Genomic DNA, 14,810 nt, shown 5'->3' on the forward strand with positions numbered 1-14,810 from the left:
TTTTCCTGTTGTGTCTCCTAATTTTTGCCATTCCCATCATTATGGTGAGAATGGTTTTTATTTGGTAATTTACTGTTGTACACCATAATTATGTCCGCAATTTCCGCAAGTTTAACCACTCTCTTCACAGCTCTTACAATTACAATCGCGCTTCAAGCTCCATAGCCTCAATTAATTCATTTAGGCTTTAGAAGAGAAAATATTAGTAATTTTAAATGATTGATTTTTGCAAAACAGCGATGATACTAACAGCCTATTTGTTTGATAAAGACATATTGTAATTTCCTTAAGTAGTGCAGAAATTAGACACACTGTATCACTAATATTTGAGTAAGTATCTAGGCATAATAAATTTAAAGTTTGTAGTCAGGACTTTAGTCCTGATAATTTTTGCTCTGAGCGCTAAATCGTTCACTACAAACTAGGAGTTTATTTTATATTTAATTATGTCTACCTACTTACTAGAATATTATTAAGTAAGGGTAGATATTTAGTAGTAGATTTTATAGATTAAACAATCTAGTCTTTATGTCAAATATAATATCAGAATTGTGGGCTAGCTTTTTGACATCAGAATCATTTATTCCACATGGACATTGCTATCTATGGCAAACGAATTTAGTTTGGTTACACATATTATCTGACGCATTCATTGCACTAGCTTATTACTCGATTCCAGCTACACTCTTCTACTTTGTGCGCAAGCGACAAGATTTGCCCTTTGACTGGATTTTTTTGCTGTTTAGTGGATTTATCGTAGCTTGCGGCACTACTCATTTAATGGATATTTGGACACTTTGGCATCCAACCTATTGGGTGTCAGGGTTTCTCAAAGCGGTAACTGCCACAATATCTGTAATTACCGCCTTAAAGCTTGTGCCTTTAGTTCCACAAGCACTGGCATTTCCTAGTCCTACTCAATTAGAACAAGCAAATCAAGAACTTCAAACCCAAATAGCCGAACGCTTATCGGTAGAGGAGGAACTGCGAAAATACCAGAATCATCTCGAAGAAATGGTTGCTGTTCGCACCAATGAAATTACTCAGACTAACGAGCAATTACAACAAGAAATTCTTGAACGTCAACGCATCTTAGAAATTCTCCGACAAAGCGAAGAACGCTACCGTTACTTAGCTGAGGCAATTCCTCAGCTTGTATGGACAACTAAACCTAACGGTGAATGCGATTATTTTAATCAAAATTGGTGCGAATACACTGGGCTAACATTAGAGCAATCTTTGGGTTCTGGTTGGTTGGCTGCATTGCATCCAGATGATGTTCAAAGAGCTGATAAAGTGTGGTCTGATGCTGTCAAAAATAGCACTATATATAACAATGAATATCGCTTTAAACGAGCTGCTGATGGCTCCTATCGTTGGCAGCTAGCGCGAGGTTTACCACTTAAAGATGAGCAAGGTTTTGTAGTCAAGTGGTTTGGAACCTGTACGGATATCCACGAACAAAAACAAATACTTGAAGAACGAGCGCACCTGCTGGAATTAGAACAAGTAGCACGAGCAAAAGCAGAAACAGCCAATCGAATTAAAGATGAATTTTTAGCCGTCCTTTCTCACGAACTACGCACTCCACTCAACGCAATTCTCGGCTGGTCAAAGTTGTTGCAAACCCGCCGATTAGACCAAACAAAGACATCTGAAGCCCTAGCTACAATCGAGCGAAATGCTACCTTACAGGTTCAACTGATTGAGGACTTACTGGATATTTCCAGAATTTTACAAGGCAAACTGACGCTGAATATCACAAAGATTAATCTCAAGTCTACGGTATTGTCGGCATTACAGACAATGCAGTTAGCAGCAGAAACAAAGTTGATTGAGGTGAATACAGTATTGGAACCGGGTGTGGGACAAATTATGGGCGACTCGACTCGTTTGCAGCAAGTCGTCTGGAATCTCCTTTCTAATGCAATCAAATTTACACCCAGAGGAGGAAAGGTAGAAGTGCGACTCCAGGAAACTGATGGCTATGCTCAAATAATTGTTAGCGATACGGGTAAGGGAATTAGCGCTGACTTTTTGCCATTCGTGTTTGATTATTTCCGCCAAGCAGATAGCACCTCTACGAGAAATTTTGGTGGATTAGGACTGGGATTAGCAATTGTACGTAATATCATCGAAATGCATGGCGGCATCGTCAAAGCAGATAGCCACGGTGAGGGTCAAGGGGCAATATTTACTGTTAGCTTACCGCTTCTGCCAGATGAAAGTCCAAGGCTGACGGATGGACAAAATTACTCTGCATTCTTAGCTACTAACTCCTTACCTCTGAATGACATCAGGATTTTAGTTGTCGATGATGATACTGATTCACGGGATTTTGTTGCTTTTGTATTAGAGCAAGATGGGGCTTTTGTGATGGCAGTATCTTCCGCTGAAGAAGCATTACAAGCCTTAGCAGAGGTCAAGCTAGATGTGTTGGTAAGCGATATTAGTATGCCCGATATTGATGGCTATATGTTAATACATGAAGTGAGAACTCGGACACCAAAACAAGGTGGACAAATTCCAGCAATTGCCTTAACTGCCTTTGCGAGAACCAATGACCAAGAAAAAGCCCTAAAGGCTGGGTTTCAAATGCATTTATCCAAACCTCTTAACCCAGAAAAATTAATTGCAGCCATTGTTAAATTGATGGAAACAAAAGTATCAGCAATTACCTAAAAACGACTTTTTACTTTTAATAAATTACCATCTATTAGACTTCTTGGATGAATCAATGAGCTTTCACCCGAAATCTCTCTCCCAAGCTTGGGAGAGGGACTTTGAAATGTCTATTGTGTACAAATAGACGTTTATATGAGATTACACTTGTATCAAGTTAGCTTAATCACTTATAATTCCTGCTATAACTCCGCCAAAGCTACGCTTTTGCTTCCCGAATAGTAAGTAAGGAAGGGCTGAGATGGGGTATTTTGATGATGGCAATTAACCGAACTTGATATTAGATGTAAACCAAGCAGGTAAGGTAAGAAAAATGCTGAAAAACAAGAATCTACTGGTAGCAGCTATTATCTGCTTGTGTTTGAGTAATGGGAATACTGCCTTTGGTCAAAATGTTGGCGTGATTTTAGCAAAAATTCACAACTCTACTCAGTCCGCAGTTATTCGCAACAAAAACGCAGTTGCTAACTTCGAGCAAGGAAACAATCTCTATAAACAGGGAGATTTAAAAGGAGCGGAGGCGGCTTTTCGGAAGGCAATTGAACTCGAACCCAATTTTGCACAAGCTTATATTGCCTTGGGAAATACTCTCGACGATCGAGGTAAACCACAAGAAGCGATCGCTCAATACAATAAAGCCATTAGCCTCGATCCTCAAGACTCTAGAGCATATTTTAATCTAGGTTTGACTTTAGCAAGACTGAATCAGTTAGAACCTGCGATCGCCCAATATCAGAAAGCCATCAGCCTTGAACCCAAGTATGCCGAAGCTCACTATAACTTAGGAAATGCTCTCTACGCTCAAGGCAAGCTAAAAGAAGCAGTTACCGAATATACAGCAGCTATTAGCCTCAAACCAGACTATGCGCCGACTTACACCCGTTTAGGAAATGTTCTCTACGATCGAGGTGAGCTAGCAGAAGCAGTTACTCAGTATAAAAAATCTATTAGCTTCGATCCTAACTATGCAGACGCTTACTATTACTTAGGAAACGCCTTATACGCTCAAGGAAAGCCAGCAGAAGCAATCGGCAACTATACCGAAGCCATTCGCCTAGCTCCGAAAAATCCAGCAGGTTATAATGCCTTGGGAAATACTCTGTACGCTCAAGGCAAACTAGAAGAAGCGATCGCACATTACAAAAAAGCCATCAGTTTCGCTCCCAACTATGCAGACGCTCACTATAATTTAGCAAGTGCTTTTTACGCTCAAGGCAAGCTAACAGAAGCAATCGCTGGCTATACCGAAGTGATTCGCCTCGATCCCAAACACGCACAAGCTTACACAGGTTTGGGAAATGCAATGGACGATCGAGGTAAACCTCAAGAAGCGATCGCACATTACAAAAAAGCCATTAGCCTCGTCCCCAACGATGCATTCACTTACTATAATTTGGGAATCACTTTGGGAAGACAACAACAGTCAAAAGAAGCGATCGTTAATCTCAAAAAAGCCAGAGAATTATTCCAAGCTGAGAAAAACAAGGAGATGGTTGAGCAAGTCGATCGGCTAATCCAAAAAATTAATACCCAGACGAATTGAATAAAGGGCATGGGGCATGGGGCATGGGGCATGGGGTATGGGGCATGGGGCATGGGGAGAATAACTACTGACAAATGACAAATGACAAATGACAAAGGCAAAGTCTACCTCGTAGGTGCTGGCCCTGGAGATGTAGCATACCTGACAGTAAAAGCTTACAATCTTTTAGCTGCTGCTCAGGTGTTAGTTTACGATGCTTTAGTAGATGCTCAATTATTGCAGTGCGTACCAGATGATTGCCTGAAATTGGATGTTGGTAAACGCGGTGGCAAACCCAGTACAAGTCAAGCACAGATTAACAAGTTACTGGTAAAACACTGTCTCTTAGGAAAACAAGTTATACGGCTCAAATCAGGCGATCCGTTGATTTTTGGGCGTTGCACTTCCGAAATTGAAGCCTTGAAAGCATCCGGTTGTGATTTTGAACTAGTACCAGGAATTTCCTCAGCCCTTGCAGCACCCTTATTAGCAGGAATTCCCCTGACAGATCCGGTGTTAAGCCGCACTTTTGCAGTGCTTACAGCTCACGAACCAGAGGTTTTAGACTGGGAGGCGCTCTCACGCTTAGAGACACTGGTAATTTTGATGGGAGGGCGACATCTACGAGAGATTGTAGATCGACTGGTGCAGCATGGGCGATCGCACTTAACACCCATTGCCATCATCCGTTGGGCAGGAACTCCCGAACAACAAATTTGGACGGCGCAACTGGGCAATATTCTAGAACTTACCGCCGGATTATCCCTTTCCCCGGCGGTAATTGTGATTGGCGAAGTTGTTGGGCTACGCAAGTACTTACAACCTGAGAAAATAGATTGTCAGGTTTCTACTACAGGCAAAACTTTTAGCCCCCCTGCTATGTCAAGCAATTTCCCCCTATCTCCCCTTACTGGTAAAATGATCTTGGTAACACGTTCAATTGGGCAATCGAGTCAATTTAGCGATCGCCTCATTGCATCAGGTGCAACAGTCATCGAAATGCCTACCTTAGAAATCGGCCCCCCCTCCAGTTGGGAAGCTTTGGATTGTGCGATCGCTCATTTATCTGACTTCGACTGGTTAATTCTTACTTCTACCAATGGCATAGACTACTTTTTTGAAAGGCTAACTACCCAAGGTAAAGATAGCCGTGCCTTAGCTGGCATCAAAATTGCCGTCGTTGGTGAGAAAACAGCCCAAAGTCTCAAACAACGCTCTCTGCAAGCAGATTTTATTCCCCCCAACTTTGTTGCCGATTCTTTAGTGGAAAATTTTCCAGATAAATTAGATGGTAAAAAGGTGTTATTTCCCAGAGTTGAAAGCGGCGGCAGAGAAGTTTTAGTTAAGGAATTAACTCTCAAGGGAGCAAAGGTGATAGAAGTTGCGGCATATCAATCTTGTTGTCCTAGTAGTATTCCACCTGCGGCAAAGTTAGCTCTCCAAAACCGCAAGGTAGATGCAATCACCTTTGCCAGTTCTAAAACTGTACAATTTTTCTGTCAACTTACTAATAGTATATTTTCCAACAACTCTAATGCTAGCCAATTATTAGAGGGAGTTTGTATTGCCTCTATCGGGCCCCAAACCTCTAAAACTTGCCATGATTTATTCGGACGTGTGGATGTAGAAGCCGAAGAATACACTTTAGATGGTTTAACCCAAGCACTGATCGCATGGGCGACAAATTCGTAGATGAGGAAGCAGGGGAGCAGGGGGCAGGGGGCAGGGGGCAGGGAGAGAATAACTAATGACAAATGACAAATGACTAATGACTAATGACAAAACGTATAATCGGCTTAACTGGTGGTATCGCCACAGGCAAAACCACTGTCACTAATTATTTAGCTAGCACTTATAACTTGCCGATTTTGGATGCAGATATTTATGCTAGAGAGGCAGTATCTTTAGGTTCGCCGATTTTGGGTGCGATCGCCGGGCGTTATGGCGAACAAATTTTACTACCAGATGGCAGCCTCAACCGCCAAAAGCTAGGTGAAATTATCTTTAATCGTCAAGATGAACGCAACTGGATAGACAATTTGATTCATCCTGATGTACGCGATCGCTTCCTCAAAGCCATTGCTCAGTCTTCGTCACAAATACTGGTGTTAGTAGTGCCTCTATTATTTGAAGCTGGGATGACTGATTTGGTAACAGAAATCTGGGTAGTACGTTGTTCTCAAGAGCAACAACTACAAAGATTGATACAACGAAACCATTTAAATACAGAAGAGGCACGAGCTAGGATTAACAGCCAATTATCCATTGAAGAAAAAGTGGCTCATGCAGATGTCGTTTTAGATAACTCTTCTACCCTAGAAGTACTACTGAAGCAGATAGATGTAGCTCTAGCTACGACAAGTAGTGACTAAATTAGATTAATATTAAAATATATACATATATGACATTTTCAAGACATAAAAAGCTTATTAATTAATACTAGATAGTTAAGCAAAAAACTTATATAGGACTCATATTTGATTTCTGAAAAAACTCAGTACACCCCTAAATCCCTTTTTTCCTGTTCCCCGTTCCCTATTTCCTGTTCCCTCCCTACGCAAATATGTTCATTAATCAAATCGGATTCTTATATTTCACCAAATATTGTCCAACAGTTAGGTGATTTTACAGTTGAATCTGCGGTTAATAGTACTGTAAATTTAAAAAAATGGCTTTTCAATAAATTATAAGTTCTATTTTTGAAATGTTTTTAAGTGCCTTCTCTTCAATCATAACAGGTATGAATTTAAGTTCTAGTTTTTTTAATAAATTAGCTCTGGTTATCTCTCCAGTAACAGAATTAAAACAAAAGAATAAAATCCATGATTACAGACAACAAGTTTGTGGAGGCGACTACATATTTGAGCGTCTCAATGAAGGAACAATCGGCTACATGACTGGAGTAGGGAAAAGCGTTAAAGCTTGCGATCGCATTATTTTACGAGAAGGTTGTGAATCTTATCAATATCAAGTTGAAGAAATTGATTATTACTCCGCTCCATCTGATATGTGGATAGCTTTACTCAAGCAAATACCGAATGACTAAATAGGGCTTGCTGAAAAAGTCCTTTGATGAAGGCAGGGAATAGGGAATAGTTTTATCGCTCATAATTTCAATTTATTGTGGTATTAGAAATTGAAAATGCAAGACTTTTAAGCCTTATGCACCTAAAATACTTGCACTTTTTGGTGCGGTGATAGCCTGAAAAGTTTGAAATATCAGGATTTTACCGTTATTCAGCAGAATACTTACCCCCAAAAGTTTTTCGAGGGTAGGATCGAATGGATTTTAGATTGTTTGGGAAAATTTCTTTAACGGCTGAACAGATTTTTGCTATGAGTCGCTGATTAGCAACGAAGAAATTTATTCTAGTCGTCTTCTTGCCACATTTGATGTGCGTAGGCGTAGCCCACCGTAGGTATCGCTAAATTAACCAGCGCCAAGCATTTAGTCGGAGTGGTGCTAAGATAAATAAGCCGATTCACTCGCGCCAAAGTTCAATGACTATTACCAAACTGTCCGAACTAGGCATTACTCATCTTCCCGACCATACTGAGTTACCAGAGTCGGACGGGACTTTTGTGAAAAATTTTCAAGAACACCCACAAAGCATACTCCTAACTGACTCCGTTCAAGGTATATTACAGCAAATTCACTTAGATAAGCAGTATTGTATTGGTCAAGATTGCGGCATTTACTGGCGTTTGACCGAACCACCTGAACGCGGTGCGGAAGCACCCGATTGGTTTTACGTCCCGAATGTTGCACCTATGTTAAATGGTCAGTTTCGACGTTCGTATGTGTTGTGGCAAGAATATGTCGCTCCCCTAATTGTACTGGAATTCGCTTCTGGGGATGGTTCCGAAGAGAGAGATAATACTCCAATTACTGGTAAATTCTGGGTATACGAGCAAGCAATCCGCGTACCTTTTTATGGCATTTACGAATTTAGCAAAGCTGCGATTGAAGTTTATCACTTAGTTGATGGTAGGTATCAGCAACTCACAGCTAACGAACGCGGACACTATGAGATTTCCTTGATGGGTGTCGAATTGGGCATTTGGGAAGGACAGTATGGAAATACTATAGCGCCTTGGTTGCGTTGGTGGGATGCACAGGGAAATTTATTACTAACTGGTGAGGAAAAATCGCAGCTTTTAGCACCTCAATTAGAACAAGAGCAAGAAAAATCCCAGTTATTAACATCTCAATTAGAACAAGAACAGCAAAAAGCCCAGCGTTTAGCAGAACGCTTGAGACAGCTTGGGATAAATCCTGATGAAGTTTAATATCTGATTGGAGATAGATTCAAGAGTGTTATAAGCAGTACTTAGCTTTATGGATACAATGCCAATGGCGATCGCGCCTTGTGTTCTGGTAGGTGATGCAGAAGAATGTTGAAAGGCGTTATATATTAAATTAATTATTTATCCAAATAATCCTAGTTTATGCAAAAAATCATATCCGATCCAAAAATAATGATGGGCAAACCTGTCATTTCAGGAACTCGTATTACAGTTGAATTAATTCTCGAAAAGCTTGCTGCTGGTGAAACACCTCAGCAAATACTAGAAGCGCATCCGCGACTTAGTGATGAAGGAATTAAAGCAGCTTTGGCATTTGCGGCTCAAGCTTTGCGTTATGATGTGGTTTATCCAACGATTGAGAAAGCTTCTTGAAGTTTTTAGGAGACGAAAATTTAGATTGGCAAATCGTTGAACGTCTACGGCTAGATGGTCACGAAATTTTGTATGTTGTGGAAATGCAACCAGGAATTCCTGACGATGAAGTTTTGAACTTGGCTAATAATGAAAGTGCAATTTTGTTGACATCAGATAAAGATTTTGGTGAGTTAGTTTTTCGTTTGCGTCGAATTGCGGCAGGTGTGGTGTTAATTCGGTTATTCGGTTTATCTTCAAATGATAGAGCAGAAATTATTGCCAATGCCATTAATGAACACGCAAATGAATTATTAGGAGCTTTTACTGTTATTTCATCGAAAAGTATTCGCATTTGTAAAATAACGTGAATTTTAAATGCGATTGGAGATGGAATTAACAGTGCGAGCTAGTTAAAGGCTTTAAGGGAAATTCCAAGGGCGATCACGCCTTATATTCTAGTAGGTGATGGAGATTTTGTTTCCATTCAGATCGTTAATTTTAAATTAGCGTCAAGCTTTTATAAAGACATACACCGTAATTTTACTATAGTGGCTTCCTTGAGCAATCAATATAATTAGTGGTTGCATATTCAAACTATGTAAATTAACTAAAATTTTTATTTTTATGGGTAAGCATGAGAAGTAATAATCCGGAGAGCATTAGACTGTACAACCTTAAAGTCCGGAGTACAGAACTAAGCAAGCAACTTCAAAGGGAGACTGACGAAAATAAAAAAAACGAAATTGAAACAGAATTAAATCAAGTAGAGAGTGAAATTGATTTAATTTATGCTAGACGAGAAGGTGAAGCTCATATTAATTGGCTTCTCTCTGAGTTGGGAGATGATGTCTTCCCAGACCGAGACTGAAGCATCCTGTTTGACAAGATAATACTTTGTTACAGCGATGTCTACAATGGGCTATAGCAATCCTTTTGAGTTGTAAAATTATCGAACCGCCAAGCAGCCAAGAGAACAAGGAAAAAAGTTTACCAATCATTTAGGACTGCTATAGCCTATGCACTTACACAGGTTTTTTAGAAAAAAAATTTTAATATAAATGATGATCAATATCAATACTTGTTGCTTCTGCTTAAAATTACCACGTTCCGCATTACCTGGTAAACTCTAGTATATACTCAGCCCGGAAATGTTGGGTTTCGTTCCTCAACTCACCTCAAGCCGTTGTTTCGTAACTACAGCAGGAAAATCAAGCAGGACTCATAGACAAAGCTATACATCTTGATAGCATTGAGTGAAGTACCCGTCAGCAAGGGAGCGAGGGCGATGTACGCAACCGTCACACAACCACTGACTTTTGAAGAGTTTCTTGCCTGGGATGATGGTTCAGGCAGAGAGTTTGAGCTAGCGGATGGGATTCCTGTGCCATTATCAGAACCAAATGCAAATCATGAGGATTTGATCGAGCGACTGTGTGCTTACTTAGAAAATCACTGCCAAGAAAATGACCTGCCTTACGTGTCGCGCCAATCCAAGCAGGTTCGGCTCAAAACAGCACCAGGCGAAAAGGAAAAAAGCCGGAAAGCAGATATTGTCATATTTGCAAGAGTTAAATGGCAGAGGATGAAAACTAGCTCTAGTTCTGCTGCTGCATATATTCCACCACCCGGAGTCATTGAGGTCGTTAGCAACAACTGGAAGGACGACTATCTGACAAAACTTGCTGAATATGAAGACTTGGGCGTTTTTGAGTACATCATTGTGGACTATGCTGCTTTTGGTGGCATTCGGTTCATTGGCTCTCCCAAACAGCCAACCATTACAATCTACCAACTTGAAGATGGAGAGTATTTACCCCCAAAGGTGTTTCGAGGGCAGGATCGAATTGATTTTAGATTGTTTCCGAACATTCCGTTAACGGCTGAACAGATTTTTGCAATGAGTCGCTGATTAGCAACGAAGAAATTTATTCTAGTCGTCTTCTCGCCACAATCGCCCAACGATAATCAAATGTGACGTAGCTGGCTGCATTATTTACACAGGTTGTAGATTGAGCGATCGCACCCCAAAAAATCCTTATATAAATAAATATACGACATTAGTCTATGTATTAATACGGCACAACAACACGGAAAGACCGACTGACTCAAAGTAACAAAGACATTCTAAGAGCGATCGCTATTATTACATCAGCAGTCTATTTAGTATAGAAAAATACCTATTGTCAGCTTGAAAGTAAATTTTTTTATTTTACCTAAAAATCTAAGTAAACATACTAATACACTGTGAGATAAATTTGCTTACCTTTAACAAGGGACTTGAGTAGGGGAAATTCATGAATTGCCCTTACTTGTCTGCTTGCTTAATTGAGATGGTAGCTGGATTTGCGCCGCACTCTATTAGGCTGTGATTGGTTTATTATTCTCAGCTTAATTTCGGTCTAATCATGATCAAAAACATTACTCTAGATCCTCTAGTAACTGATATTCGGTGTGAAGAAATTTGTCAGATTTTGGGAGAGACTTACAACCAGGAACGCTGGAACGATTGGCGCTGGCAAATGCGGCATCGGTTGACTAAGTTAGAACACTTTCAGAAGTTATTCAGGCTTAGTGCTACCGAAGAACAGGGACTTTTAATTGCACCAGAGAAGTTTGCTGTAGCCGTAACTCCATATTTTGCATCGCTACTCGATCCAGAAGATCCTCTTTGCCCACTACGGTTACAAGTGATACCACGGCAAGAAGAACTAATAGTTAGTCCAGCAGACATGGTAGATCCATGCGGTGAGGATGGCGACACTCCAGTACCAGGACTCGTACACCGCTATCCTGACCGAGTATTGCTGCTTGCCTTAGACAGCTGCGCTGCTTATTGTCGTTACTGCACCCGCTCTCGTTTGGTGAGCCAAGGTGAGATGTACCCAGTAACGCGGCGGTTGGATGCGATCGCCGCTTACCTGGAGGAACACACCGAGATCCGTGATGTGCTAATTTCCGGTGGCGATCCTCTATTGATGGCTGATGAACCTTTAGACAATTTGCTGAGGCGGCTGCGTGCTATTAAGCATATTGAATTTATCCGCATTGGTTCCCGCGTGCCGAGTTTTTTACCGCAGCGAATTACACCAGAACTGGTTGCCTTGCTACGTAAACATCGTGTGTGGCTATCTTTGCACTTTTGTCATGTGCAGGAACTTACCCCAGAAGTGGCACAAGCTTGCGATCGCCTCGCTGATGGCGGCATTCCTTTAGGTAGTCAAACCGTGCTGTTAAAAGGTGTGAATGATTCTGAAAAAGCCCTGAAGAATCTGTTTCACGGTCTTCTCAAGCTGCGTGTGCGACCTTATTATCTTTATCAATGCGACCCAGTTGTTGGTACTGCACATCTGCGAACGAGTGTGCAAACTGGGCTTGATTTAATTTCTAAATTACGCGGTCATACTACTGGTTACGCTGTACCAACTTATGTAATTGATGCCCCTGGTGGTGGTGGCAAAGTCCCAATTCAAGCTGAGACTCTAGTTGCTTATGAGAATGGTACAGCTACAGTGCAAAATTGGGCAGGTAAAACGTACACCTATGTAGATCCAGTAAAGTAGGTTTAACCTTATATAGAAGTTGCTTGCCATCATTAAAAAGGGTCAGTTGGAATAGGTTCTGTTGAGTTCTTGGCAAACCAAAAAACTAAGTAATTGCAGGAGATTAGTTGGAATGTTGATTGTTGGTAATACAAACCTAAAAGGTCGAGGTGTCTTCGCACAGAAGCACTTTTTGAAAGGAGAACTCATTGAGAGAGTGCCAGTTGTGGTTATACCCGCAGAACAGGTTGAATTCCTAGATAAAACAATTTTGGGCAACTATTACTACGATTGGGAAGATAAAGCTGCGGCGATCGCTCTAGGTTTATCTTCCTTAATCAACCATTCCTACAATCCCAATACTTATTATGTGAAAAAATTCGCAGACCGAGAGTTGGATCTGATTGCTTACCGAGATATAGAAGTGGGAGAAGAAATTACTGCTAACTACAACGGTTCTCCTGATGATAAATCTCCTATATGGTTTGATGTTGTTGATGAGATATTTTCACTTAATTAAGGATTTAATAATCGGAATTCCTTAATTAAGATATTTGATTTGTACGTTAAAGCTAACAGAGAAAGCTTTCTCACTGGGAATTATCGGGCTATGGGGTTATTCATTGGTCTGTGTTATGACCTGAAGGCAGATTACCTTCAGGCTGGTTTCAATGCTTCTGAGGTGATGGAGTTCGACGATGAAGAAACCATCATCGGGCTGGAAACTGCACTATTGCAGTTAGGTCATCAGGTTGAACGTGTCGGTAATGGTAAAGAACTTGCTCGGCGTTTGGCAAAAGGCGATCGCTGGGATCTGGTTTTCAATATTGCTGAGGGTTTAAAGGGTCGTTCTCGCGAAGCTCAAGTCCCGGCAATCTGCGAATTATTCGCTCAAGCTTACACCTTTTCCGATCCGCTTACCTGCGCCCTGACGTTAGACAAGGCACTAACTAAGAGAGTAGTGCGCGATCGCGGTTTGCCGACAGCCCCCTTTCAAATCGTGAATACTACCGCAGAGGCAACGGCTGTGTCGCTGCCAATGCCACTTTTCCTTAAGCCTATGGCGGAAGGCAGTTCTAAAGGAGTAACTGGGCGTTCTCTTGTCAAAGAACATCAGGAGCTAGTAAATGCTTATCAAGTGTTACACGAACTTTTTGAGCAACCAATACTCGTGGAAACCTTTCTTCCTGGTAGAGAAGTAACAGTAGGCATTATTGGCAACGGTAGCAACTCACGGGTAGTAGGTGTGATGGAAGTAATTTTTACAGGCCAAGTGGAAGCTTTTGCCTACACCACCCTCAATAAAGATGAGTATTTGGAACGGGTATCTTATCGTTTGCTCATAGATCCCGAACCACTAGCAGCACAGGCAAGGCAACTGGCGCTGGATGCTTACCATACTCTTGGTTGCCGTGATGCTGCCCGCGTGGATCTACGCTGCGATCCTAGCGGTGTGTTGCAGTTTATGGAGGTTAACCCATTGCCAGGGCTACATCATATCCGCTCAGACTTGCCAATGATAGGACGTTTGGGTGGTATGACATATACAGAAATCATTGCTGAAATAGTCGAGTCTGCATGGCAAAGATATAAATGTTGAACAAAAGGCAGGGGAAAGGCTGACAGGTACAACTAGTAGTTCGCTCTCGTGAACTTGGCAAGAAAAAGGGGAAGGTGGGTTCGCTCTAGGGATAAGGGGCGGGGGAACGCGGAAATCCCTTACCATGAATTCCCTTTCGCCTTTCCCCAGCCCTCACAAGCGCATTTTTGGGTTGGCAGACCACTAGGTGCAACAAACCTACACCTGCAATACTTTTCGGATAAGCCTAACAATCTCTCTTTTGGTCTGGGAAAAGGTTAAAGGGCAAAGGGGAAAAGGTAAATTCAAACCCTTTCCCTTTCCCCTTTCCCCCTTAACCGAAAAGCATTGCCTACACCTATCAGCGACTTCCCCCTCCCCTCTGCCTTTTTTATGCAATATGAAGTTGCTCAAACTAAACTACAGAGGGATGTTAGGTGATACGCTCATCTTATAGGGTGTTCAATAGTGTTACCTGACTGTGGAGAATATACTCATGAATTTATTATTTATGCAAACAGCAGCACCAGCTATAGATGCTGCCCCTCATTTTCCTGTTGCTTTTACCTTGGTGTATGTCGTTGGTTTTGTTGCTGCTGTCACCATTGGCTCAATAGCTTGGTACAACTCGAAACGCCCCGCAGGTTGGGAAAGCAAAGAACGTCCTGATTTTGTGCCTAAAGTTGATAAAGAAGAAACTCCGGGTGTGGGTGAACCTAAATAATAAGCAGTGATGAGTGCTGAGTTTAATAATCAAACTTACAGCAGTTTTCATTTATTTTGAACCACATTTTTAGATTATTCAGAAGCCTTGTAGAGACGTAGC

Annotated in this window: 14 protein-coding genes; all 14 read left to right on the top strand. The window is 41.4% G+C overall.

Annotation, left to right across the window (positions count from 1 at the left end; translation table 11 throughout):
* Positions 1-528: 528 nt before the first annotated feature.
* The 14 genes from ACR5KR_RS00510 to psb35 all read left to right on the top strand — a co-directional run bounded on the left by ACR5KR_RS00510 (position 529) and on the right by psb35 (position 14,708).
* The gene (locus ACR5KR_RS00510) at positions 529-2,682 is read left to right on the top strand and encodes an ATP-binding protein (RefSeq protein ID WP_448265053.1); all 2,154 of its coding nucleotides are present in this window, start codon (positions 529-531) and stop codon (positions 2,680-2,682) included.
* A 313-nt stretch (positions 2,683-2,995) separates the two neighbouring features.
* Positions 2,996-4,225, top strand: coding sequence for a tetratricopeptide repeat protein (locus tag ACR5KR_RS00515; protein WP_448265054.1), 1,230 nt, complete (start codon positions 2,996-2,998; stop codon positions 4,223-4,225).
* A gap of 81 nt (positions 4,226-4,306) precedes the next feature.
* Positions 4,307-5,896, top strand: a complete 1,590-nt coding sequence (cobA, locus tag ACR5KR_RS00520; RefSeq protein ID WP_448265055.1) for a uroporphyrinogen-III C-methyltransferase — start codon at positions 4,307-4,309, stop codon at positions 5,894-5,896.
* An 83-nt stretch (positions 5,897-5,979) separates the two neighbouring features.
* Positions 5,980-6,576: a dephospho-CoA kinase gene (gene coaE, locus ACR5KR_RS00525; RefSeq protein ID WP_448265056.1), complete on the top strand. Its 597-nt coding sequence runs from the start codon at positions 5,980-5,982 to the stop codon at positions 6,574-6,576.
* Positions 6,577-6,944: 368 nt separating this feature from the next.
* The gene (locus tag ACR5KR_RS00530; protein ID WP_448265057.1) at positions 6,945-7,250 is read left to right on the top strand and encodes a hypothetical protein; all 306 of its coding nucleotides are present in this window, start codon (positions 6,945-6,947) and stop codon (positions 7,248-7,250) included.
* A gap of 455 nt (positions 7,251-7,705) precedes the next feature.
* Entirely contained in the window at positions 7,706-8,494 is a 789-nt protein-coding gene (locus tag ACR5KR_RS00535; protein WP_448265058.1) for a Uma2 family endonuclease, read from the top strand.
* 159 nt (positions 8,495-8,653) lie between these two features.
* The gene (locus ACR5KR_RS00540; protein ID WP_448265059.1) at positions 8,654-8,884 is read left to right on the top strand and encodes a DUF433 domain-containing protein; all 231 of its coding nucleotides are present in this window, start codon (positions 8,654-8,656) and stop codon (positions 8,882-8,884) included.
* Positions 8,881-9,234, top strand: coding sequence for a DUF5615 family PIN-like protein (locus tag ACR5KR_RS00545; protein WP_448265060.1), 354 nt, complete (start codon positions 8,881-8,883; stop codon positions 9,232-9,234). Before ACR5KR_RS00540 ends, ACR5KR_RS00545 begins: the two co-directional genes overlap by 4 nt.
* A 266-nt stretch (positions 9,235-9,500) precedes the next feature.
* Positions 9,501-9,734, top strand: a complete 234-nt coding sequence (locus tag ACR5KR_RS00550) for a hypothetical protein (protein ID WP_448265061.1) — start codon at positions 9,501-9,503, stop codon at positions 9,732-9,734.
* Positions 9,735-10,151: 417 nt separating this feature from the next.
* Positions 10,152-10,775 carry a Uma2 family endonuclease gene (locus ACR5KR_RS00555; RefSeq protein ID WP_448265062.1) on the top strand — a complete coding sequence of 208 codons (624 nt, stop codon included), beginning with the start codon at positions 10,152-10,154 and terminating at the stop codon, positions 10,773-10,775.
* Between the two features lie 496 nt (positions 10,776-11,271).
* Positions 11,272-12,426, top strand: coding sequence for a KamA family radical SAM protein (locus ACR5KR_RS00560; RefSeq protein WP_448265063.1), 1,155 nt, complete (start codon positions 11,272-11,274; stop codon positions 12,424-12,426).
* A gap of 112 nt (positions 12,427-12,538) precedes the next feature.
* Complete coding sequence (locus ACR5KR_RS00565) at positions 12,539-12,925, top strand: SET domain-containing protein (protein ID WP_445628224.1); 387 nt, start codon at positions 12,539-12,541, stop codon at positions 12,923-12,925.
* Between the two features lie 90 nt (positions 12,926-13,015).
* The gene (locus tag ACR5KR_RS00570; RefSeq protein WP_448265064.1) at positions 13,016-14,005 is read left to right on the top strand and encodes a D-alanine--D-alanine ligase family protein; all 990 of its coding nucleotides are present in this window, start codon (positions 13,016-13,018) and stop codon (positions 14,003-14,005) included.
* Positions 14,006-14,480: 475 nt separating this feature from the next.
* Positions 14,481-14,708 (top strand): photosystem II assembly protein Psb35, encoded by a 228-nt coding sequence (psb35, locus tag ACR5KR_RS00575; RefSeq protein WP_322674798.1) that lies wholly within the window; start codon positions 14,481-14,483, stop codon positions 14,706-14,708.
* Positions 14,709-14,810 lie beyond the last annotated feature (102 nt).

It is taken from the genome of Nostoc sp. DSM 114159, assembly GCF_053470285.1.